General features: G+C 42.8%; 19 protein-coding genes. 12 read left to right on the forward strand and 7 right to left on the reverse strand.

The features are described from left to right. Positions 1 to 22: 22 nt before the first annotated feature. Positions 23 to 1,903: a signal peptide peptidase SppA gene (sppA, locus tag BB427_RS04800; RefSeq protein WP_083229832.1), complete on the reverse strand. Its 1,881-nt coding sequence runs from the start codon at positions 1,901 to 1,903 to the stop codon at positions 23 to 25. A 212-nt stretch (positions 1,904 to 2,115) separates the two neighbouring features. Here sppA and BB427_RS04805 point away from each other — a divergent pair, with 212 nt between their 5' ends. From BB427_RS04805 to upp, 4 genes are all read left to right on the forward strand, one after another. After that, positions 2,116 to 4,077 (forward strand): FAD-dependent oxidoreductase, encoded by a 1,962-nt coding sequence (locus BB427_RS04805; RefSeq protein WP_069019115.1) that lies wholly within the window; start codon positions 2,116 to 2,118, stop codon positions 4,075 to 4,077. A 378-nt stretch (positions 4,078 to 4,455) separates the two neighbouring features. Next, positions 4,456 to 5,163, forward strand: a complete 708-nt coding sequence (locus tag BB427_RS04810; RefSeq protein WP_069019116.1) for an HvfX family Cu-binding RiPP maturation protein — start codon at positions 4,456 to 4,458, stop codon at positions 5,161 to 5,163. A 185-nt stretch (positions 5,164 to 5,348) separates the two neighbouring features. Next, positions 5,349 to 5,897, forward strand: a complete 549-nt coding sequence (locus tag BB427_RS04815; protein ID WP_069019117.1) for an NAD(P)H nitroreductase — start codon at positions 5,349 to 5,351, stop codon at positions 5,895 to 5,897. A 12-nt stretch (positions 5,898 to 5,909) separates the two neighbouring features. Continuing rightward, positions 5,910 to 6,542 carry a uracil phosphoribosyltransferase gene (upp, locus tag BB427_RS04820; RefSeq protein ID WP_069019118.1) on the forward strand — a complete coding sequence of 211 codons (633 nt, stop codon included), beginning with the start codon at positions 5,910 to 5,912 and terminating at the stop codon, positions 6,540 to 6,542. A gap of 106 nt (positions 6,543 to 6,648) precedes the next feature. Here upp and BB427_RS04825 read toward each other — a convergent pair whose 3' ends face one another. Further along, positions 6,649 to 9,108 (reverse strand): TonB-dependent receptor, encoded by a 2,460-nt coding sequence (locus tag BB427_RS04825; protein WP_069019119.1) that lies wholly within the window; start codon positions 9,106 to 9,108, stop codon positions 6,649 to 6,651. Between the two features lie 174 nt (positions 9,109 to 9,282). On the opposite strand from BB427_RS04825, the gene BB427_RS04830 reads away from it, so the two are divergent. Next, complete coding sequence (locus tag BB427_RS04830) at positions 9,283 to 9,807, forward strand: YaeQ family protein (RefSeq protein WP_069019120.1); 525 nt, start codon at positions 9,283 to 9,285, stop codon at positions 9,805 to 9,807. A 58-nt stretch (positions 9,808 to 9,865) separates the two neighbouring features. On the opposite strand, the gene yfaE is transcribed toward BB427_RS04830, so the two are convergent. The 5 genes from yfaE to ubiG all read right to left on the reverse strand — a co-directional run bounded on the left by yfaE (position 9,866) and on the right by ubiG (position 15,317). Next, positions 9,866 to 10,138 (reverse strand): class I ribonucleotide reductase maintenance protein YfaE, encoded by a 273-nt coding sequence (gene yfaE, locus BB427_RS04835; RefSeq protein ID WP_045990767.1) that lies wholly within the window; start codon positions 10,136 to 10,138, stop codon positions 9,866 to 9,868. After that, entirely contained in the window at positions 10,138 to 11,268 is a 1,131-nt protein-coding gene (gene nrdB / locus BB427_RS04840; RefSeq protein ID WP_017217314.1) for a class Ia ribonucleoside-diphosphate reductase subunit beta, read from the reverse strand. Before nrdB ends, yfaE begins: the two co-directional genes overlap by 1 nt. A 53-nt stretch (positions 11,269 to 11,321) precedes the next feature. Continuing rightward, positions 11,322 to 13,607, reverse strand: a complete 2,286-nt coding sequence (nrdA, locus tag BB427_RS04845; RefSeq protein WP_045990768.1) for a class 1a ribonucleoside-diphosphate reductase subunit alpha — start codon at positions 13,605 to 13,607, stop codon at positions 11,322 to 11,324. A gap of 355 nt (positions 13,608 to 13,962) precedes the next feature. Next, a complete protein-coding gene (locus BB427_RS04850) occupies positions 13,963 to 14,610 on the reverse strand; it encodes an HAD family hydrolase (protein ID WP_069019121.1) in 648 nt (215 codons plus the stop codon). Next, positions 14,607 to 15,317, reverse strand: coding sequence for a bifunctional 2-polyprenyl-6-hydroxyphenol methylase/3-demethylubiquinol 3-O-methyltransferase UbiG (ubiG, locus tag BB427_RS04855; RefSeq protein ID WP_069019122.1), 711 nt, complete (start codon positions 15,315 to 15,317; stop codon positions 14,607 to 14,609). Before ubiG ends, BB427_RS04850 begins: the two co-directional genes overlap by 4 nt. A gap of 265 nt (positions 15,318 to 15,582) precedes the next feature. Between ubiG and gyrA the strand changes: the two genes are divergently transcribed. The 7 genes from gyrA to BB427_RS04890 all read left to right on the forward strand — a co-directional run bounded on the left by gyrA (position 15,583) and on the right by BB427_RS04890 (position 24,197). Beyond that, on the forward strand, positions 15,583 to 18,255 hold the full coding sequence (gene gyrA / locus BB427_RS04860; RefSeq protein ID WP_069019123.1) for a DNA gyrase subunit A: 2,673 nt from the start codon (positions 15,583 to 15,585) through the stop codon (positions 18,253 to 18,255). Positions 18,256 to 18,466: 211 nt separating this feature from the next. Further along, positions 18,467 to 19,549: a 3-phosphoserine/phosphohydroxythreonine transaminase gene (serC, locus tag BB427_RS04865; RefSeq protein WP_069019124.1), complete on the forward strand. Its 1,083-nt coding sequence runs from the start codon at positions 18,467 to 18,469 to the stop codon at positions 19,547 to 19,549. Next, positions 19,549 to 20,829 carry a 3-phosphoshikimate 1-carboxyvinyltransferase gene (gene aroA, locus BB427_RS04870; protein WP_069019125.1) on the forward strand — a complete coding sequence of 427 codons (1,281 nt, stop codon included), beginning with the start codon at positions 19,549 to 19,551 and terminating at the stop codon, positions 20,827 to 20,829. Before serC ends, aroA begins: the two co-directional genes overlap by 1 nt. Before the next feature lie 253 nt (positions 20,830 to 21,082). Beyond that, positions 21,083 to 21,799 carry a (d)CMP kinase gene (cmk, locus tag BB427_RS04875; protein ID WP_069019126.1) on the forward strand — a complete coding sequence of 239 codons (717 nt, stop codon included), beginning with the start codon at positions 21,083 to 21,085 and terminating at the stop codon, positions 21,797 to 21,799. Between the two features lie 97 nt (positions 21,800 to 21,896). Next, positions 21,897 to 23,564, forward strand: coding sequence for a 30S ribosomal protein S1 (gene rpsA, locus BB427_RS04880; protein WP_017217321.1), 1,668 nt, complete (start codon positions 21,897 to 21,899; stop codon positions 23,562 to 23,564). A gap of 61 nt (positions 23,565 to 23,625) precedes the next feature. Further along, the gene (gene ihfB / locus BB427_RS04885) at positions 23,626 to 23,916 is read left to right on the forward strand and encodes an integration host factor subunit beta (RefSeq protein ID WP_010377033.1); all 291 of its coding nucleotides are present in this window, start codon (positions 23,626 to 23,628) and stop codon (positions 23,914 to 23,916) included. 17 nt (positions 23,917 to 23,933) lie between these two features. Continuing rightward, positions 23,934 to 24,197 carry a lipopolysaccharide assembly protein LapA domain-containing protein gene (locus tag BB427_RS04890; protein WP_045990774.1) on the forward strand — a complete coding sequence of 88 codons (264 nt, stop codon included), beginning with the start codon at positions 23,934 to 23,936 and terminating at the stop codon, positions 24,195 to 24,197. The last annotated feature ends 1 nt before the right edge of the window (position 24,198 follow it).

A 24,198-nucleotide genomic window follows, 5' to 3' on the forward strand; every position in this document is an offset into this window, starting at 1 on the left:
CAATTGCAGTGCTTAATCGATTTTACTCAGGTGAAACGTTACACACTAAGCAAAGCGTATAGACATGGTTAGGATCGTTAAGCTGGCCTAACATCTGAGTTTGTAGTGCTATTGTATTGCTAACACTGTCTAGGGCATTTAATGCAGTTTTTGCGAATATCGATTGCTCAGGTACAAGGGCACTAATGGCGCTTTGCACCATAGACGCACCAAATAATTGTTGCATCAGCTTTTCTTGCTCGGTGAGTGTTTGTTCAATAGTGATAACATCATACATCTCTAAATTGGCAAGACTTGCTGCCGCTTCAATCGCATCGTTCTTGTTGCCTAACTTATCAACTAGGCCAAAATCAAGCGCCTGAGTTGCTAGCCATACACGTCCTTGCGCAACATCGTTAACCGCTGACTTATCAAGGTTTCGCTCGGTTGCAACCATAGAGATAAACTTATCATAGGCATCTTCAACCCCCATCTGGATAAGGTTTTTATAGCCACCATCTATCCCTCTGAATGGAGATTGGCCTTTTAATTCGGTTGTCGCAACACCATCAGAATAAATTCCTAATGAGTTTGCTGCATTTTCAAAGGTCATGATCATGCCAAATACACCAATAGAACCCGTGATCGTGCTTGGCGATGCCCAAATTTCATTAGCTGATGCCGCAATCCAATAACCACCAGAAGCTGCAACTGAACCCATTGATGCTATCACAGGTTTTCCAGCGGCTTTTAGTGCAAGAACTTCATTACGAATGGTTTCAGAAGCAAACATGCTACCACCGCCAGAGTCAATTCTTAGTACAACGGCTTTCACCTTGTCGTTAAGGCGAGCCTTTTTAAGTAGTGCAGCTGTTGAATCGCCACCAATAGCTCCCGCTTTACGCTTGCCATCAGAGATTTGACCTTTAGCAACAACCACTGCGATTTTTTCGGTAAATGGATTTTCTGCAAACTCTTTAGGCGGCAACGTCGATAGATATTGATTGAACGAGACCTGTTTAAAAGATTTTCCCTTTGCATCGAGACCAACTTCATCGATCAGTTTCTGTGCAAAAGCTTGATTGGTCGTTAACGCATCGACCCATTGATTGTCGATAGCGTATTTGGCGGAATCGCCTTGTGCCGCTTCCATTTTGTCTGTTAATGCTGCGAAGGTTTCATCAAAATTCGCCACATCGAAGCCGCGGTTCTTGGCCACTTCTGTTTTGTATTGTGTCCAAAGCGGGGTGATCCATCCAAGATTTGACTCTTTTGCTTCAGGTGACATATCGCTGCGAATATAAGGCTCAACGGCCGACTTGTATGTACCAACGCGGAAAATATGTTGCGTAACTTTTAGCTTATCAAGAGCTTCTTTGAAATACAGGGGATACATGCCAAATCCGGTGATATTAACTCCACCGTATGGGTGTAGAGAAATTTCATCGGCTACCGAGGCGAGATAATATTGAGCTTGAGTGTAATAAGCACCATGCGCATAGATTTTTTTGCCTGCTGCTTTGAATTGCGCGAGCGCGTCTTTGATATCTCGTAATTTATCGAGATGGGCGCTATGAAGACGTTGTAAATCAAGATACATCACTGTAATGCGGTCATCTTGAGCCGCTTTATTGATAACATCGATGACATCATCTAATAAAATTTCGCTTGGCTCTTCTGAGTCACCAAAAGCATCACTCATTGCCGCCTCAACAGGGTCAACATAGGTCAATTGCTCAACTATGATACCGTTCAGGTTTAAACGTAGTACGCTTTTATTTTCGACCTTAACCTGATCCTCACCCGATACAATGCTTATCACGATGGCGATAAGAATGAATAAAAACAGCAGATTTAAAATTAATCGCCTGGAAAAGTTCAGTGTGGCCCAAATGCCTTTAAAAATATTCGCTATCAGTTTCAAAATGATCCCTTATGCTTAACTTCAATACAACTCTATACATTTATCATATATCAGAGCGAGTTTCATGAATAATAGAAAAACGTAACGAAGTATTTTCATGATTGAAATATCGCCAATGCTGCCAAATTCGTTAATTTCTTTCTCCTTAAGACTTGCCAAATAATAAAAAAACGTTAATGTTCACAGGTAAGACCAGTTTTGTGGGGCGGCAAATGTTAGAACAAGAACTACAACTTAAACATACCAGTTTGCGAAATCGCTTGGTAATGGGATCAATGCATACCGGGCTTGAAGAAGGGTGGCACAACCGAAAGCGACTGGCTGCGTTTTATGAAGAACGAGCAAAAGGTGGAGTGGGTCTGATCGTAACCGGTGGCTACAGTCCAAACCTACGCGGTAAGTTGACACCCATTTCTTCTTCTTTTAACTCGTTATACGATGTAATTAAACACAAAGCATACACTGATGTAGTACATAAGCATGGTGGCAAAATTTGTATACAGTTACTACATGCTGGGCGCTATGCTTATCATCCATTCAACACTGCACCTAGTGCTATCAAAGCACCGATTAATCCATATAAACCAAAAGCAATGAGCTTAAGTGCCATCAAAGGTACGATTAAAGACTTTGCTCACTCAGCTAAGTTGGCCGAAAAAGCAGGCTACGATGGTGTGGAAATCATGGGCTCAGAGGGATATTTAATCAATGAGTTTATGGCGGGTCATACTAATAAGCGCACTGATGAATATGGTGGTAGCTTAGAAAACAGAATGCGATTGGCAACAGATATTGTAAAAGCGGTTAGAGCAAAAGTGAGCGATAAGTTCATAATCGTTTTTCGTCTGTCGGTCATGGACTTAATCCCAAATGGCTCAACACCAGAAGAAGTTGTGCTTCAAGCCAAAGCTTTGGTCGCGGCCGGTGTGGATATTCTCAACACTGGTATTGGTTGGCACGAAGCGCGTGTTCCAACAATTGCGTCGATGGTGCCTCCAGGTGCTTATCGTGAAGCGTCACATAGATTAAAACAAGCCGTTGATATACCTGTTGTAGCAGTAAATAGGATTAACACCCCAGATCTTGCTAATGACATTTTAGCTAAAGGAGATGCCGACCTTATTTCTATGGCGCGTCCGCTACTGGCTGATCCTGAATTCTTTAATAAATATCAAGAGCAGCGCTCGGAACAAATCAATATTTGCATCGGCTGTAATCAGGGTTGTTTAGACCATGTATTTAAAGGTAAACGAGCAACATGTTTGGTGAATCCACAAGCCGGATTTGAATTGGATTATCCACTTCAGAGTGCCCAAAGGAAAAAACAAGTACTCGTTGTTGGCGCAGGACCTGCTGGGTTGTCTGTAAGTTATTATCTCGCTAAAAAAGGCCACCAAGTCAAGTTGATTGATAAAGGTAGCGAATTAGGTGGTCAGTTTAATTTAGCGATGCGAATACCAGGTAAAGAAGACTTCCAACATACGCTTAAATACTATGTCAGCGAAATAAATCGCTTAGGTGTTGAGCTTTGCCTAAATACACCATACGAAGAAACAATGGCAAATGCGTTTGATGATGTGGTATTTGCAACGGGCGTAAGTCCACGGATGTCGAAAATTGAATGCGCAGATGGGAAACGTGTGTTTGCCTATGACGAAGTGATTAAGGGTGAAGTAGAATTAGGTAATAAAATTGCTATTTTAGGCGCAGGTGGTATTGGCTTTGACATGGTAGCGTTTTTAACTGAACAGCGAGAACAAACGATTCCTGATTTTAAATCTCAATGGGGAATAGAATGCGAAGCGCAACCATCACAAGAGCAAAGACCGATTTATATGTTAAAACGCTCTGAAGGACGTTTTGGTAAAGACTTAGGTAAGACCACAGGCTGGATCCACAGAGCCGTTGCAAAACACCACAATGTTCAACAAATTGCAGAATGCGAATATATCAGCTTTGATAGTCAAGGTTTGACTGTAAGAGTTGCAGGTGAAGAGCAATTGTTGGATGTTGATACGGTCATTGCTTGTATTGGACAAGTTTCTAACGATAGCTTGTTCGATAAAGAGGCACTACCAGAAAATCAGCACGTTATTGGTGGGGCCAAACTGGCGGCAGCGATTGATGCTAAGCGAGCGATTGCAGAAGCCCTTCAGGTAGCAAGAAAGATCTAGGGTCTGTTGATCTTTGCTGTTTGATTTTTGTGCTCCTGAGTGTGTTTTGGTCGCGACGCTCGACTTGCCGCCTAGTAATCTAAGCAAGAGTTGAGCAACAATGAACAAAGCGCACTCAGGTGAACCCAAAGGGCAGCGCTTGATTGGCATTTCTTCTGTGTTGCCCCACAAGGATGTGGGGTAAGGTGACTTTGCAGGAGCCCAAAGTCTTTATCGACTGACTCACATAGAACAACTATGCTACGCAGGCTCTGCCTTGTATAAATACCAATCAAACTGCTGCAAAAACAAACTTGAAAGATTAACAGGCCCTAACGAAATAACCCAACCCAATCTGCGGTCTATACTGATAATTCTAACATCAACTATGGACCGCATATGCTTGCCAACCTATTAAAGCCGTATCGGCAACTACAACATTTATCTCAACATTTTTCTGGTCTTGCGCCATTACTTATGCGCCTTATTCTTGCGCCAGTTATGATCATTGCAGGTTACAATAAATTAAATTTGGCTAATCCGGACGCGGCATTTTTACAACGCCTCCTCGCCGATCCCAATATTGTCGCATGGTTTGGCAATAGTGAGTGGGGCTTAGGTTTACCTTTTCCTGACTTACTTGCCTTTCTAGCCGCTTGGACGGAGTTTTTAGGTGGTTGGTTAATTTTACTTGGCTTGCTTACGCGTTTAGTGTCTATTCCGCTCATGGTGACTATGGTAGTTGCTGCAACGACGGTGCATTTGGAGCATGGCTGGTTTTCGGTAACGCCAACAAATCCTGATACCAGCGCCGCAAAAGTATTAGACTGGCTAGGCTTTGAAGAAGCTAAAGCGAGCTTAGAAAATAGCGTAGCAGCAAAGCAACGTTTGGATTCAATTAAAGAGATAGTCGAAGAAAATGGCAGACCAAATTATCTCTATGAAAGAGGTAATATTGTTATTTTAAACAATGGAATTGAATTTTCGGCAACTTACTTTGTATTACTACTTTCATTATTTTTTACTGGTGGTGGACGTTATGTCAGTGTTGATTATTGGTTAAGGCTACTTATTGATAGGAAACAACGCGATTTACTTCCGGAGTAAAATGAATTACTGAAAGGATGCTGTCCAGAAATCCGTAATGTCACGTGGTCGAATTTAAGGGAAAATGATAGACTACAAGCCACGTAATACCAATTTGCTTAAGTATTTGGTCTATTTCGAGACACGTATTAAGTCAAATTGGTATAATTCACGGCCATTTTGAAGGCACAATACGGGATGAGTCAATGGACGCCATAGAATTACTCTTAACACGCCAGTCAGATAGCAATCTGTCTTTTCCTGGACCTAATCCAGCTCAGTTAGAAATCATTAAAAAAGCAGCACTAAAAGTGCCAGATCATGGTGGCTTAACACCGTTTAGATTTATTACAGTTGAAGAAAAAGGCCGCGAAAAGCTAGGTGAAATCTATTATCAAGCGGCGGTGAAAGAGCTGCAAGAGCAGCGGGTGATAGATAGAGCGAGAGAGCTACCAGAGCGCGCGCCAATGTTGATCATCGCGGTATCTCCTTATCAAGAACATCCAAAAGTACCTCGTATTGAGCAAATTCAAAGTGCAGGCTGTAGTGTACTTGCGATGCAGCAAGCGGCTTTTGCACAGGGGTTATCTGGTGTATGGCGTACGGGCTACTTTGCCCAGAGTCCAGAAGTGAAAAAGCAACTTGGTCTCAATGAAAAAGATGAGATCGTTGGCTATCTTTATTTAGGCACGCCTACGGTGCAGTGTACAAAGCCTATAAGGCACAAACCAGAAGATTTCTTTAGCAGTTTATAAGGATACGCAGCCATGGCATTACATGTAATTGATCACCCACTAGTTCAGCATAAACTCGGGCTCTTGCGAGAGCAGGGTATATCGACCAAAAATTTTCGCGAAATTGTCTCGGAAGTTGGCAACTTACTCACTTACGAAGCAACAAAAGATTTGACGTTGAGCGATCAGATTATCTCTGCTTGGGACGGTAACGAGTTAACAGTTAAAAGGCTGACAGGTAAAAAGATCACTTTAGTGCCAATTTTGAGAGCCGGTTTGGGAATGCTAGATGGCATACTGCAGTTGATCCCAGCAGCTAAAGTAAGTGTTGTGGGTTTACAGCGCAACGAAGAAACACTTGAGCCTGTGCCTTATTTTGAGAAGTTGGTGGGCAATATCGATGCCAGACTTGCATTAGTTATTGATCCAATGCTTGCGACTGGTGGCTCACTGATTGCTACTATCGACATGCTAAAAAAAGCCGGTTCAAAAGAGATCAGAGCGATTGTGCTGGTGGCAGCGCCAGAAGGAGTAAAGCTTGTGGAAGAAGCACACCCTGATGTTGAAATTTACACAGCAGCATTAGATAGCCATTTAAATGAGAAAGGATATATAGTCCCTGGGCTTGGTGATGCCGGTGACAAAATCTTTGGCACTCGCGCATAATTTACTGATTTACTATCATTAAATTGAGGTTCACTGCTTCAAGTTAGATAAAAAAGCTACCCACAAGAGGTAGCTTTTTGGTTTCTATAAAAGAAAGGAATCGGTATTAAAAGTAGCCTCTAATGCCAAGCTTGATGTTACGACCTGGAAGAGGGGCTTGCTCTTTGATAAACGAGCTATGCACAAAGCCTAGCTCATCTGTTAGGTTATCAAGGTTAACATAACCAACCATGTCACTGCCCATAAACTCAAAGTCATAGTTAAACGACATATCCACTAACGTATAGCCCTTAGTTTCACTTTCATAGCTCGCGATGTTGTCTTGCTTGAAATAATGCGTCACTGTGAAGTTAGCAGTTAGGTTCTCGTAACTGTGTTCGTAATCAAGACCTAGCTTGTTGCTTGGGATACGTGGCAAATATTCGTCGTTATCTAACTTCGCTGTCAGCGAATCACCAAACACTTTGACGCGTGCAAAGTTGCTTAGTTTGTAATGGGCATCAAACTCGAGACCGTATAGTTTGGCATCACTGCTTTCAAACTTAAACACTGGAACCGCGCCTTCATGTGCATGATCCGCCACTTCTAAACCGTGCTCTGGACTATAGATATAGTCTGTTAATGCCTGATAGTAGAAGTTTTCGATGTCGTTATAGAAGAAATTAACGGTATAGCCAAAGTCGCCTGAGAACTTTCTGAAACTGATGTCTAAGTTATTTGATGTCTCTTGTTCAACATCTTGTGGCTCAAAGTGTAAATGATCACCTTCAAGCTCATAACCAAGCCCTAGTTCATAGGTGCTGGTTGCGATATGAATGCCATTTGAAAGCAATTCGGCAGTTAATGGTGCGCGCTCTGAACGAGACAGCGAAACAGCAACGTTTTGGCCTTCAGCAAAGTCGTACACACCACCAATAGACAAGCTTAGATTGGTCATTTCTAGGTCATAAGAAATAAACCCATTATCTAAGTTACCACCATGGTCGTGATCATGATCGTGTTCACCTTCATGGTCATGATCTTCTTCGTACGCTTCGAGTTGATTGCCTTTGCTTGATAACTGGTAGTCTTCAATACGAGCACCTAACTCAAGTGTGAAGTCTCCAAAACGACGTTCTTCAAGGATATAAAGAGCATGCGTTTTGGTATTGGTCGATGGCGTGAAAGCTTCTTCACCGTTCGCGGCGTAATCGCTGTCGGAGAAATGATAACCAACAGTACCGTGCCATTCACCTAAGCGGTGCTCTGCGGTTAAGCGTAACTCGGTTGTATCATTTTTAAATACTGTACCTATGTTTCCATCTTCAATTTCAGCGTGTTCATAATCGGTGTAGCCGACACGTAGACCAACAGATTCAAGCCAGTCACTGTGTACTGCATAATTTACAAGCCCTTGCCAACGGTCTTGCTTTACTCGAGCAAATACGGATTCTTCTTCATGGTCATGCCCTTCCTCTTCATGCTCATGCTCATGCTCGTGATCATGGTCATGACCAATATGAGAGTGAGCAGGAATGCCATAGTCCGTATCAACACGGCCATAAGAGAAACCAACGGTCAGATGATCGCCGACGTAACTTGTACCTAAGTTAAATTGCTCAGAATCGATAAAGGTATTGTCGACGCGATTGGCGTACTCTGTTTCATGCTCTTCTGCTTCGTGGGCATGATCTTCGCCTTCATGTTCATGCGCGTGTTCTTCATGTTCGTCGTGTGGAAGCGCGAAATTAGGGGTTTCATAGTCACCACCTTTACGCTTAACGCCATCGAAATGGAAGTTAAAGCCATCAAAGCCTGATTCTAATAACACCGCAAAGGTATTGGTATTTGAGTTGGTATCATGGCTATAGTCGGCTGCGCCCTGAAGGCTTTCGATCACATCAGTCGGAATACGATTATCAACGACATTAACCACACCACCTATTGCACCTGAGCCGTATAGTAGGGTAGCTGGGCCTCTTAGCACTTCAATCTGTTGCGCTGCAAGCGAGTCGTTGGTGTTGGCATGATCAGGACCAACGCGCGAGGCATCGCTACTGTCTAACCCATTTTGCGTGATTTTGACTCGCGGTCCATCTAAGCCACGGATAATAGGGCTTGAACTTACCGGACCAAAATAACTGGCATTGATCCCAGGTTGGCCTTTTAGTGTTTCACCCAGTGTGGGTTTTGCACGGTTTTTTAGTTCATCACCGCTTAATACACTCACTGGAGAGGTCATTTCCATACTATTTTTGTGCAGGGCAGAAGAATAAACAACTATGCTCTCAACGGACGTTGGTGTTAGCTCAACACGTACGAAACCTTGTTCTTCGGTAACATTAATACGATGGTCTAAGTAGTTTGGCTTTGAGATATGAAGCTGCGAGTCAGCATCAAGCTCAATCGTAAATTGGCCAAATTTATCTGACTTTACCGATTTGCTTTTGCCATGAAGGTGGATAGTGGCGTTACTGAGCGGTTGGTTGTTTGCATCAACAACTTTACCTGTTAGTTGTGCAGCATAAGCTGGCGCTGCACCTATTATTGAAATTAATGCGCTGGCGATAAGAGACTGCTTAAACATATTTTTATTACCACGAGTTAGGTTATGTATTGAACGAGTGAGCTGTTCGACTAATAGAGTGATAATATAACACTACAAATTTTGCGGATCAATAACGTTATACTATAACTTAGTTATTGTTGAAATTAGAATTACAGCTATAGTTAAGAAACAAGCTAAAGTGAGCACAACATAATGAACAAGCCATTTGTTTTCAAGGCAAGGATTAAGGTTGCTGACTTATTTCACCATAGCCACCATGAAGAAGCGTTTACTACCGCCATGTTGTCAAAAGAAAGTAGCGAGCATTTTGCGATGAAACTGCTTGGGATCTGCGCACTGTCTTTTGATAAGCCGGCAAAGTGGAGCAAGGCGGAGAAAAAATATTGGCCGGATGTATGGTTAGAAGATGACAACGAACAAGTTGAAGTTGCTTTGTTTATTGGTACCTTAGAGGTCGATGAGATACTCAAGTATGAAAAGCTTTATGCTAAGGTTGTGGTGTTGTGTGCAGGCGGTGAGCAATGGTTTGAAGAGCGTCGAGCGCAATTACAGTTTATTGGATCTTTCTCTGTGTTTAGTATTCCTAAGGACTTTGTGGTTGAATTGTGTGAAATGCTGACGCGAAGTTTACATTGGGATGTGATTTTTGAAAATGGGGCGATGAGTGTTACTGATAGCGAACACTACATTCGTACTCAAATTACCAAGCTGATTTAACGTATTAGTTAGAGATAACGGCTATTAGACAAGTTGTTATCTCTTGGGCTTTGGTTATTTACGGCAACTCTATTTTAATATGGCTTGTGGGTCTGCTACAGCACAATAAAATTTCCCCATCTCTCACAAAAGCAAGTGGCTCGTTCGCGTACTGTGTTTGTCCGTCAATGAGCTTGGCGCGGCAGGCGCCGCAAAAACCCTCGCGACATTGATAGGGGACTTCGATATTTGCGGCTTCAAGGGTTTCAAGTATCGAAGACGAAGAAGCCACATATTCCAGTGGCTCCTCAATATTCTCAACCTGAATTAGGAAAGATGGCTTTTCAACCATTACAGGTCGAAATCGCCAAAGTCAGAGGCATCGACTTCAGAGTCGATTTGTCCAACAAGGTATGAGCTTATCTCAGCTTCCTGTGGTGCAACCTGAACATTGTCAGAAACAAGCCAAGCATTGATCCACGGAATAGGATTCGATTTGGTCTCAAATTGCGTTGGTAAACCAACTGCTGCCATACGAATATTTGTGATGTACTCAACGTATTGACACAAAATATCTTTGTTCAGGCCAATCATTGAGCCGTCTTTAAATAGATACTCAGCCCATTCTTTTTCTTGCTCAGCTGCTTCAACAAACATCTTAATCGCTTCGTCACGGCATTGTGCTGCCACGATAGACATTTCGGGGTCATCTTTGCCTTCTTGCATGATATTCAGCATATGCTGTGTGCCAGACAAATGAAGCGCTTCATCACGAGCAATTAGCTTGATGATCTTAGCATTACCTTCCATAAGCTCTCGCTCAGCAAAAGCAAATGAGCAGGCAAAACTCACGTAGAAGCGGATCGCTTCTAAGATGTTTACCGACATGATGCAAAGATACAGGAGCTTTTTCAGTTCAAACAAGTTAATGACGACCGTTGTGCCATTAATTTCATGCTTGCCTTCACCGTACTGATTATAAAGGCTTACCTTTTCAATCAGTTCATCGTAATACTTGGTAACTGCATCCGCACGTTCAACAATTTTGTCATTGCCCACGATGTCATCAAAGATCACTTCCGGATTCTGCGTCACATTACGAATAATGTGAGTGTAAGAGCGACTGTGGATCGTTTCACTAAACGCCCAAGTTTCGATCCAAGTTTCAAGTTCAGGGATGGAGACGATCGGCAAAAGAGCAACGTTCGGAGAGCGACCCTGAACACTGTCTAGCAATGTTTGATATTTTAGGTTGCTCAAAAAGATATGTCTTTCGTGCTCAGGAAGTGCCTGAAAGTCCAATCTATCCTTACTTACGTCTACTTCTTCTGGACGCCAGAAAAACGATAATTGCTTTTCAATTAGCTTTTCGAAAATAGGGAACTTCTGTTGGTCGTAGCGAGATACATTAACAGTTTGTCCGAAAAACATCGGTTCTTTTAATTGGTCGTTATGATTTCTGCTAAACGTAGAATATGCCATAAATGTGTTACTCAATACCTAAAAAAGCGGGTGAAGACCACCCGCATAAAAAGTTATATCTTACAAGCGCCGCCTTCACAGCCATCGTCTTCTGCTTCTGGTTTCAGCTCATCTTGAGCATCAGAAGCACCGTCGCGGGTATTATGATAGTAAAGTGTCTTAACACCAAGTTTGTATGCGGTGAGTAAGTCTTTTAGCAATAGCTTCATAGGAACTTTACCCGCTTCAAACTTACTTGGATCATAATTGGTATTTGCAGAGATAGTTTGATCGATGAACTTCTGCATAATACCAACTAGCGCAAGGTAACCATCGTTAGATGGAATATCCCAAAGTAGCTCATAGTTGTCTTTGAGGCGGTCGTACTCTGGTACAACTTGCTTCAAGATACCATCTTTACTCGCTTTAACACTGATATGGCCACGAGGTGGTTCAATACCGTTTGTTGCATTTGAGATTTGCGATGATGTTTCTGACGGCATCAAGGCTGACAACGTTGAGTTACGCATACCGTGTTCTTGGATACTTGCTCTTAATGCATCCCAGTCAAGGCGTAATGGCTCTTCACAGACTTTATCAAGGTCACGCTTATAGGTATCTATTGGCATGATACCTTGTGAGTAGGTCGTCTCGTTAAACTTAGGACAAGCGCCACGCTCTTTTGCCAGTTCATTCGATGCTTTCATCAGATAGTATTGGATCGCTTCAAATGTTCTGTGTGTTAGGCCGTTAGCACTACCATCTGAGTACTTAACACCATTCTTTGCAAGATAATAAGCAAAGTTAATCACACCGATGCCCAGTGTACGGCGTCCCATCGTTGCATTGTACGCAGCAGGAACAGGGTAGTCTTGATAGTCTAATAGGTTATCAAGTGCGCGAACCGCAAGCTCTGCTAACTCTTCTAGCTCATCTAGAGACTTGATGGCACCTAAGTTAAATGCTGAAAGTGTACAAAGTGCAATTTCACCTTCAGGGTCATTTACATGGCTTAACGGCTTCGTTGGTAGTGCAATTTCAAGGCATAGGTTTGACTGGCGGATCGGTGCAACCTTAGAGTCAAACGGACTGTGTGTATTACAGTGGTCAACGTTTTGCAGATAAATACGACCGGTGCTCGCACGTTCTTGCGCAAACATTGAGAATAATTCAATCGCTTTAATGCGTTTCTTACGAATAGACTCATCTTGCTCGTACTTAACATACAGTTCTTCGAATTTATCTTGATCTTCAAAGAATGCGTCGTAAAGACCAGGCACATCTGATGGGCTAAATAGCGTGATATAGTCGTCTTTAATTAGGCGGCTATACATGGTTTTGTTGAACTGCACGCCATAATCTAAATGACGCACACGGTTCTCTTCAACACCACGGTTATTTTTTAGTACTAATAGGTTTTCAACTTCAAGATGCCAAAGCGGGTAGAATAGGGTCGCTGCGCCACCACGCACACCGCCTTGAGAACAGCTTTTAACAGCCGTTTGGAAGTGCTTATAAAACGGAATACATCCTGTGTGGTACGCTTCACCATTTCTGATTGGGCTACCTAGTGCACGAATACGACCTGCGTTAATACCAATACCAGCGCGCTGACTGACGTATTTTACAATCGCAGAAGAAGTTGCGTTGATTGAATCTAGGCTATCAGCACATTCAATCAGTACGCATGAGCTAAACTGACGTGTCGGCGTACGAACACCCGCCATAATTGGCGTTGGTAATGAAATTTTGAATGTTGAAACCGCATCGTAGAATCGCTTAATGTAATCTAGACGCGTTTCTTTCGGGTAGTTTGCAAACAGGCTTGCAGCAACAAGAACATATAAGAACTGCGCACTTTCATAGATCTCACCTGTTACGCGGTTTTGTACAAGGTACTTACCTTCCAACTGCTTAACGGCAGCATAGCTGAAGTTCATATCTCGGCTATGGTCGATGTAGCTGTTTAGCTCATCAAACTCTGCTTTTGTGTAGTCAGTAAGAAGGTGCTGATCATAGCGCTTGTCTTCAACCAGCTTTACCACGTGGTCGTGTAAGTGCGGCGGCTCAAAACAGCCATAGGCTTTCTTACGCAAGTGGAAAATAGCCAAACGAGCGGCTAGATACTGATAATCTGGAGACTCTTTTGAGATCAGATCGGCTGCAGCTTTAATAATCGTTTCGTGGATATCACCAGTACGAATACCGTCATAAAACTGGATGTGTGACTTTAATTCAACCTGAGAAACTGAGACGTTATCTAGGCCTTCTGCCGCCCATGTAATGACACGATGGATCTTATCTAGATCTAACGGTTCTTTGCGACCGTTTCTTTTGCATACAGATAGCTGTTGGTTCATGTTATGTGCCTGTATTCCTTAGGAACGCGCTTTAGATATCGCACGAATATAAAATTGTTTAGCAAACCACCACTATATATGGTGCCCTAGTGGCTAGGGATCACAAGATAGTGGGGTTGACGTGAATTTGCAAGAGAACAACTCGGGCAGAATTGTGGATAAGTTTGGGATAATTTATTTATGTAAGTATCCACTAACCTATGACAATCCACTTATCTGCCCACAAAGAAAAATCAACAAAAAGATGATGCTTTTCAGCAAAAATAAAAAAAAATTCTAACTGATTTTTTTCTACACAAATTCGTATCTATTATAGCAAAAACACAATATATGGTGTTTTATTTTTTTATCGACACTAAATATGCGATAACGTGTCTAATGGGTTAGTAAGATAGAGATCCGCATACCAAGACTTAGCTTCAGCTTCAGATGGAATGAATCCCCACATTGCTGCTGCACTAATCATTTTTGCGGATTTTGCAGCAATAATGTCTCGTTCAGCATCGCCAACATAAATACACTGCTCAGGTGACACCCCCAATTTTGATGCCACTAACAGTAAAGGCTCGGGATGAGGTTTGGCCACCGCTAGCGTATCTCCGCATACTACTGTCTCGATCTTTGCAAGTTCAGGGATCTGTTTTAGTAGCGGAAGTGTTAAAAATTCAGGTTTGTTGGTCATGATCCCAACCTGAATCTCTTTTTCTAAAAGTGCCGCTAATAACTCACCAATTTGCGCAAAACATTGGGAATGTACTGATAAATTCGCCAGGTAGTAGTCGAGTACACCTTGACGTAATACTTGAATGTCGTAGTGCTTTAATGACTCACCAAATCCTACCTGCAACATTGCTGCTACGCCGTTTGAAATCGCACTGCTATATATCTGTTTGCCGACAGTAGGCATTTTATTAGCAGTTAAAACGTGGTTTAGTGCAGCGCCCAAATCATCACTGGTATCCAGCAAAGTGCCGTCTAAATCAAATAGTACCGCTTGGATCATGCCAGCTTCTCAAAGTGTAGAATGTAGTTAACTGAAACGTCTTTCGTTAAGGTAAATGTTTTGCCGATAGGGTTGTAGTTAATCCCTGTCGCCGCTCTGACTTTGAGGTCGTACTTTTCAGCCCAGTCAATTAAGGTCGAAGGGCGAATAAACTTATCATGCTCATGCGTGCCTTCAGGAACCATTTTAAGCAGTTTTTCAGCAGCGACGATAGCCAGTAAATACGCTTTTGTAGTTTTGTTTAAGGTAGAAAAAAATACATGACCGCCAGGCTTAACTAGCTGTGCGACTGAGCGAATAATGGATTCTGGATCTGGTACGTGTTCTAACATTTCCATGCAAGTTACTACATCGAACTCACCTTGGTGTAAGGCTGCGAATTCTTCCGCTGGCACTTTTTGATAGTCTACGTTAATGCCGACCTCTAATGCGTGAAGCTTTGCGACGTTAAGCGGCTCTTGTCCCATGTCGATACCGGTTGCATTTGCACCCAGCTTAGCCATGCTTTCAGTTAAAATCCCGCCACCACAACCGACATCCAATACTGTTTTTGCGAATAGGCCTTCACATTTGTCGTTAATAAAGTCCAACCTCAACGGGTTAATGTCGTGTAATGGTTTAAATTCTCCCTCTCGGTCCCACCAGCGCTCTGCTATTTCTTCAAATTTAGCGATTTCATTAGGGTCTACATTTTGATGTTCGGTCATAAAAAACTTCCTCGTCGAATTGAGCGCATTATAAAGGGGATTAGATAAAAATAGCACCTGTAAAACGGTAAAAAGTGTGTTAGCATGCTTGACGAATTTTATAATAAACAAAGCCCCCGCTGATACTCTGAGGCAATTCGGCTATTTTTTGAAGCGCGTTTAATTGGCGCTTCAGTAGAAAAAGCAATTTGATATTCAGATAGCATCTCAACACAAGTTGTAGTGTGACACAAAAGGGGTGGACACTGAAGGAAAGTGGAGTCAAATGTCTGATCTCGCCAATGAAATCCTGCCAGTCAATATCGAAGATGAATTAAAAAATTCATACCTAGATTATGCAATGAGTGTAATCGTAGGTCGTGCATTACCTGACGTACGTGACGGCCTAAAGCCTGTTCACCGTCGTGTATTGTTCGCGATGAATGAACTTAAAAATGACTGGAACAAACCTTATAAAAAGTCAGCTCGTGTAGTTGGTGACGTAATCGGTAAATATCACCCGCATGGTGATAGCGCGGTTTACGATACTATTGTACGTATGGCTCAGCCTTTCTCTCTACGCTATATGCTCGTAGATGGACAAGGTAACTTTGGTTCTGTCGATGGTGACTCTGCAGCTGCGATGCGTTATACCGAAGTACGTATGGCGAAAGTCGCTCACGAGTTACTTGCTGACCTTGAAAAAGAAACCGTTGATTATGTACCAAACTACGATGGTACAGAGCAAATTCCAGATGTGTTACCAACTAAAGTGCCTAACTTATTGGTGAATGGTTCATCCGGTATCGCGGTTGGTATGGCGACCAATATTCCACCTCACAACTTAACTGAGGTGATCAATGGTTGTTTGGCTGTGATCCAGAATCCAGACATCACCATTGAAGAGTTAATCGACTATATTCCGGGTCCTGATTTCCCGACTGCCGCCATCATCAGCGGTAAAAACGGCATCGAACAAGCCTATAAAACAGGCCGTGGTAAGATCTATATCCGCGCGAAAGCTGAAATCGAAGTCGATGAGAAAACAAACAAAGAAACCATCATCGTTCATGAAATTCCTTACCAGGTTAACAAAGCAAGACTAATTGAAAAGATTGCTGAACTTGTTAAAGACAAAAAGGTTGAAGGGATCAGTGCACTACGCGACGAGTCGGATAAAGACGGTATGCGTATTGTTATTGAAATCAAACGCGGTGAAGTCGGTGAGGTTGTACTAAACAACCTATACGCTCAAACACAACTACAAACTGTGTTTGGCATCAATATGGTTGCACTAGATAACAACCAGCCTAAGTGTTTCAACCTGAAAGAAATGCTTGATGCGTTTATTATTCACCGTCGTGAAGTGGTAACGCGTCGTACTGTATTTGACCTGCGTAAGGCAAGAGACCGAGCGCATACGCTTGAAGGCCTCGCAATTGCGCTAGCCAACATTGACCCAATCATTGAGCTTATTCGTAAGTCACCAACACCAGCGGAAGCGAAAGCGGCGCTAACTGCGCGAGCTTGGGATCTTGGTAACGTTAAATCAATGCTTGAGCGTACTGGTGAAGAAAATGTTGCGCGTCCAGATTGGTTAGCGGAAGAATTAGGGATCCGTGATGGTCAGTACTATTTGTCTGAGCAACAAGCCCAAGCAATCCTAGACTTAAGACTTCACAAATTAACGGGTCTTGAGCACGAGAAAATTCTAGCAGAATACAAAGAACTACTCGATCTTATCGCTGAGCTACTGTACATCCTTTCTACTCCAGAGCGTTTGATGGAAGTGATCCGCGATGAGTTAGTTGAAATCAAAGAAACGTATGGTGATGAGCGTCGCACAGAGATCACTGCTGCTGCGCACGATATCAGTTTAGAAGATTTGATCAACGAAGAAGACGTTGTAGTGACGCTTTCTCACGAAGGCTATGTGAAGTATCAACCTCTTAGCGATTACGAAGCTCAGCGTCGTGGTGGTAAAGGGCGATCTGCAACTAAGATGAAAGATGAAGACTTTATCGAACGTCTACTCGTTGCAAATACTCACGATACAATTCTTTGTTTCTCCACTTCTGGCCGCTTGTATTGGTTGAAAGTTTACCAGCTGCCGCTTGCATCACGTACTGCGCGCGGTAAGCCAATTGTTAACTTGTTACCACTCGAAGCTGATGAGCGTATTACGACAATTTTACCAGTTCGTGAATACGAAGAAGATAAGTTTATCGTCATGGCGACGGCAAGTGGTATCGTTAAGAAAACACCTCTGACTGCATACAGCCGTCAGCGTGCAAGTGGCATTATTGCTATCAACTTGAACGAAGGCGATAGCCTGATCGGTGCTAACATCACCACAGGTGAAAATGACATCATGCTATTTACTGAGCATGGTAAAGTTGTACGCTTTAACGAGAAGCAGCGAGATTCAGAAACAGGTGAAGTGAAGCGTGACCCTGAAACTGGCGAAGAAATGTTGGCTTTACGTCCGATGGGCCGTACAGCAACAGGTGTTCGTGGTATCAAGATGCCTGATGACGTGAAAGTGGTATCACTAATCGTACCACAAGGCGATGGTGCAATCTTGACCGTAACTGAAAATGGTTATGGTAAGCGTACACCGCTTGAAGAGTACCCAGCGAAGAGCCGTGCAACACAAGGTGTAGTGTCAATCAAAGTAACTGAAAGAAATGGTTCTGTGGTTGGCGCGGTTCAAGTTGATGACAACGATGAAATCATGTTGATCTCAAACCGTGGTACGCTAGTTAGAACGCGTGTAAACGAAGTTTCTACGGTAGGCCGTAACACCCAAGGTGTTATTCTGATCCGTACGATGGAAGAAGAAAAGGTAGTAGGTCTTCAACGCATCGAAGAAATTGAAGTGCAAGAGTTGCCTGAAGGTGACGTTGCAGAGCTAGAAGGTGAAGCAACACCTGCTGCGGGATCTGACGCAGAGGAATAAAAAAATCCTACCCAAAAAAAGCGACTTCGGTCGCTTTTTTTCTTTCTGTCAATTTTTTCAATCTGTTCCTCTATGACAAGAGCCTGAAGCCTGATAAATTAAGGCTACCAACAATCCGACATTTTAGTCGGGCAGCCCACTGTTCATCCAAAAAGTCATGAGAATAACGCTATTCTTTGGATGATCTAGATTATTTGGAATGAGGAAAAATATGACGGTTTATAATTTTTGCGCGGGTCCTGCGATGTTACCTGTTGAAGTTATGAAAAAAGCGCAAAAAGAATTTCTAGATTGGCAAAATCTGGGTGTTTCGGTGATGGAAGTGAGCCATCGTTCGGCGCCGTATCTTGAAATGGCAAAGCAATGCGAAGCAAGCTTACGTCGTTTGATGAACATCTCTGATGAATTTGAAGTCCTGTTTATGCATGGTGGTGGCCGAGGTCACTTTGCTGCTGTACCGTTAAATCTACATGTAGATGGTGTACCTGGCGTATATATCGAGAACGGGATCTGGTCTACCGGTGCGACGAAAGAAGGTGAAAAATTCACGCAAACGCATGCGATTAATATTCGCACTGACGAAAATGGTCAATTCGACATTTTACCTGTCTCCGAGTGGAAGTTACCAGAAAACGCTGCATACATTCACTATTGTCCAAACGAAACCATCGACGGTATCGAAATATTTGACGTTCCAAAGCATGCAACCGCACCAATCGTAGCGGATATGTCTTCCAATATTTTATCTCGCGAAATTAACGTCGATGACTTTGATTTGATCTATGCTGGTGCACAAAAAAATATCGGTCCTTCGGGTCTCAGTATCGCCATTGTACGTAAGACGTTATTGAAGCGTGAAGGGTTGCCAAGACCTGCTATCCTTGATTACGCCATTGAGGCTGATCAGCAAAGCATGTACAACACACCACCGACATTTGCATGGTATCTTGCGTTTGAGGTATTCAAGTATCTTGAAAGCATTGGTGGTGTTAAAGCCATGGAAGCGCACAATCAAGAAAAAGCAGCCATTTTATACGATTACATCGATGGCTCTGACTTCTATTCAAACAAAGTTGCAAAACATTGTCGCTCATTGATGAACGTACCATTTTGGTTAAATGATGACAGCCTAAATGCTAAATTTTTGGCAGAGGCAGAACAAAACGGTTTAATTGCACTTGAAGGCCACCGTTTTGTTGGTGGTATGCGAGCTAGTATATACAACGCCATGCCAATTGAAGGGATCAAAGCGTTAGTTGCATTTATGGATAAATTCGCACGGGAGAACAGTTGATGGAACAATTGACCCTCAAGCCTATTACTAAAGTCAGTGGCAGTGTGACGCTACCTGGCTCTAAAAGCTTATCAAATCGTATTTTGTTGCTTGCAGCGTTGTGCGAAGGCACGACAAAAGTGACGAACTTATTGGATAGCGATGACATCCGCCATATGTTAGGCGCATTGTCTCAGTTAGGCGTTGAAGTATCGTTAGAAGACGATAATACGGTGGCACTGGTCAAAGGAAATGCTGGTAACTTTAACACCCCCGTTGAGCCGCTATTTTTAGGTAATGCCGGTACAGCATATCGCCCATTAACTGCAGTGCTTGCAGCTATACCTGGTGATTATGAACTGATTGGTGAGCCACGAATGGAAGAGCGTCCAATTGGCCATCTTGTTGATGCGATGCAAACGCTTGGTGCAGATATTCAATATCTCAAAAACAAAGACTACCCGCCGTTGAAAATTACAGGTAAGCAACTTGCTGGTGGTGAAGTTGAGATTGACGGTAGTATCTCAAGCCAATTCTTAACTGCATTATTGATGGCAGCACCGCTTTTTAGTGGCGATACGAATATTGCGATTAAAGGTGAACTGGTTTCAAAGCCTTATATTGATATTACCATTGGCGTGATGGCGCACTTTGGGGTTCATGTCGAAAACCACGATTATCAACATTTTGTGGTAAAAGCAGGCCAACAGTATCAATCTCCTGGAACACTTATGGTCGAAGGGGATGCCTCGTCAGCCTCTTATTTCATCGCAGCAGCCGCAATTGCAGGTGGTGAAATTGAAATAAAGGGAGTGGGTAAACAAAGTGTGCAAGGTGATATCGGTTTTGCCAAAGTGATGGAACAAGTTGGTGCAAACATTGATTGGCATGATGAGCGTATCGTTGTCCGAAAAGGTGAGCTAAATGGTGTGGACATTGACGCCAATGCTATTCCCGACGCGGCGATGACGCTTGCAACCGTAGCGCTATTCGCAAAAGGTAAAACGGCAATTCGTAATATCTACAATTGGCGGGTGAAAGAAACCGATAGGCTAGCTGCCATGGCGACTGAACTTAAAAAAGTAGGCGCAGAAGTGGTAGAAGGGCACGACTTTATCGAAGTTACACCACCGGTTAATTTTAATTTTACGGATGTAGACACATACAATGACCATCGCATTGCGATGTGTTTTTCGATGGTGGCAGTGGGTGGTCAAGCTATCACGATTAACGACCCAAAATGTACGGCAAAAACTTTCCCAACCTATTTTTCAGTGTTAGAAAGCATTAGTCAGTATTAATTTCATCCAAGGTGTTGAAGATGTTCAGCACCTTAAAATCTTCTCTAAAATAGTCATCATAACAAAGTCAAATACACGCATATTTGGCTGAATTTTATTCAGTCAAAGCCAGTCAGCACCTGACTTTTAGTGCCCTTCACTTTACTAATAATTTGAGATATAACAAAAAATGACAGGTAAATAAGGATATATTCAGCAAATTGACGTATACTATGCGCCGTCAAATTCAGGTGAGCATTTTTAGGAGGTCTAAATGCAGGCAGCTATGCCAGTTATCACCGTAGACGGCCCAAGTGGTTCAGGCAAAGGAACTGTTTGTCGCTTGTTAGCTGAAACATTAAATTGGGAAGTGTTGGATAGCGGTGCGATTTATCGCGTGCTTTCGTTAGCAGCATTACACCACCAAATTGCAACTGATAACGAAGAGGGGTTGGTCCCACTTGCTGCCAATTTGGATGTACAATTTTCTATCGATAAAGAAACTAAAAAAAGCAAAATTGTACTTGAAGGTGAAGATGTTACTAACACCATTCGCAATGAAGAAGTCGGCGCGGCAGCGTCAAAAATTGCGGCGCTACCTCGAGTGAGAGAAGCATTATTACGACGTCAGCGCGCTTTTAGAACTGAAGTTGGCTTAATTGCAGATGGACGTGATATGGGAACGGTGGTGTTCCCTGATGCTGAACTTAAAATTTATTTGACTGCAAGTGCAGAAGAACGTGCTCGCAGGCGATTTGTTGAGTTGAATGAGAAAGGCCATGATGTTACACTAAGTGGTCTGTTAGAAGACATTAAAGCTCGCGATGATCGCGATATGAATCGCAAGGTTGCCCCATTAGTTCCTGCTAGCGATGCGATAGTTGTTGATACAACTGAGCATAATGCTGAGCAAGTGTTCAAACAGGTTATGTCTTTTATTCAAGACGCCATTGTGGCTGGTAAACTTCCAAAAAGTTGTTTACCTGAGTAATTTTTTAATGACACAGGCAGGAAGCTAGTGTTTATTTAACAACCCCATGCAGCATGGTTGCTAATTGGTAATTTAACTTTATAGAGACGTATTTAGTATGTCAGAAAATTTTGCGCAGTTATTTGAAGAAAGCCTACAGGGTTTTGAAGTTGAGCAAGGCTCAATCGTTAAAGGTACAGTAATCGCTATCGAGAACAACGTTGTTCTTGTTGACGCTGGCCTTAAGTCTGAAAGTGCAATCCCTGCAGAGCAATTCAAAAATGCTGCTGGTGAACTAGAAGTTGCTGTTGGCGACGAAGTTGATGTAGCACTTGACGCTATCGAAGACGGTTTCGGTGAGACTATCCTTTCTCGTGAGAAAGCGAAGCGTCACGAAGCTTGGATCCGTCTAGAGAAAGCATGTGAAGAGCACGAAACTGTTGTTGGTATGATCAACGGTAAAGTTAAAGGCGGTTTCACAGTTGAAGTTGATTCAATCCGTGCATTCCTACCTGGTTCACTTGTTGATGTACGTCCAGTTCGCGACACAGCTCACCTTGAAGGTAAAGAGCTAGAGTTCAAAGTTATCAAGCTAGACCAGAAGCGCAACAACGTTGTTGTTTCACGTCGTGCTGTTATCGAATCTGAGAACTCACAAGAGCGTGAAGAGCTTCTTCAAAACCTTGTTGAAGGTCAAGAAGTTAAGGGTATCGTTAAGAACCTTACAGACTACGGTGCATTCGTAGACTTAGGTGGTGTTGACGGTCTTCTACACATCACTGACATGGCTTGGAAGCGTGTTAAGCACCCTTCAGAGATCGTGAACGTAGGTGACGAAATCAACGTTAAAGTACTTAAGTTCGACAAAGAGAAGACTCGTGTTTCTCTAGGTCTTAAGCAACTTGGCGAAGATCCATGGGCTGCTATCGCTGGTCGTTACCCAGAAGGTGCTAAGCTTACTGGTCGTGTAACTAACCTAACTGACTACGGCTGTTTCGTTGAAATCGAAGAAGGCGTTGAAGGTCTAGTACACGTTTCAGAAATGGATTGGACTAACAAGAACATCCACCCTTCAAAAGTAGTTTCACTAGGTGATACTGTTGAAGTTATGGTTCTTGAAATCGACGAAGAGCGTCGTCGTATTTCTCTAGGTCTTAAGCAGTGTAAAGCTAACCCTTGGCAAGAATTTGCTCGTCTTAACAACAAAGGCGACCAAGTTTCTGGTAAGATCAAGTCTATCACTGACTTCGGTATCTTCATCGGTCTTGACGGCGGTATCGACGGTCTTGTACACCTATCTGACATCTCTTGGAACACTCCAGGCGAAGAAGCTGTACGTGAGTACAAGAAAGGTGACGAAATCACAGCTATCGTTCTACAAGTTGACCCAGAGCGTGAGCGTATCTCTCTAGGCGTTAAGCAAATCGACGCTGATCCATTCACTAACTACCTAGACGCCAACAAAAAAGGTGCTATTGTTAAAGGTAAAGTGACTGAAGTTGATGCTAAAGGCGCAACTGTTGAGCTAATCGAAGGCGTTGAAGGTTACATCCGTGTAGCTGACATCGCGCAAGAGCGTGTTGAAGACGCGACTGCTGCTGTTTCTGAAGGCGACGAAATCGAAGCTAAATTTGTAGGTGTTGATCGTAAGAACCGTACTATCAGCCTATCAGTTAAAGCTATCTACGAAGCTGAAGAAAAAGAAGTACTAGAGAAGCTTAAGAAAGATGAGCCTGCGTTCGAAAACGCAATGGCTGCAGCTTTCAAAAATGCTCAAAAAGACTAATTAATCAGTCTTTAAACTAGGAAGGGCGCTTAGCCCTTCCTTTTACACTAAAGGAAACATTATGACAAAGTCTGAATTGATAGAACAACTTGCACTGCAGCACGCTCACGTTCCTGTTAAAGATGTAGAGAATGCGGTAAAAGAAATCCTTGAACAAATGGCTGGCTCATTATCAGACTCGGAACGTATAGAAATCCGAGGCTTTGGTAGTTTCTCGCTTCACTTCCGTTCTCCTCGCACTGGTCGTAATCCTAAAACGGGCGAAACAGTAGAATTGGATGGTAAATACGTACCACACTTTAAGCCTGGCAAAGAGCTGCGCGATAGAGTAAACGAAAGCTTAAATAATTAAGTCTAACGGAGCTAAACTTGGTTGCAGTATTGAAAAAGGGATTAGCTGTTGTTGCCATACTGATTGCATTTTTAGTTGGAACACAAAATCCACAAGTTGTTAATGTCAATTTTGTAATTGCAAGTGCAGAGTTACCACTCGCAACCTTAATGAGTATTTGCTTAGCTCTTGGGATAGTTATTGGTTTACTTGTAACAGCGTCGGTTTTATCTAAGCTTAAATGGCAAAATCATCGCCTAAAAAAAAGTAATAGTAAGCTTAGTCAAGCAGCCGAACGCTAGT

This window comes from Pseudoalteromonas sp. BMB (assembly GCF_001709235.1).
GTDB classification, from domain to species: Bacteria; Pseudomonadota; Gammaproteobacteria; order Enterobacterales; family Alteromonadaceae; genus Pseudoalteromonas; species Pseudoalteromonas maricaloris.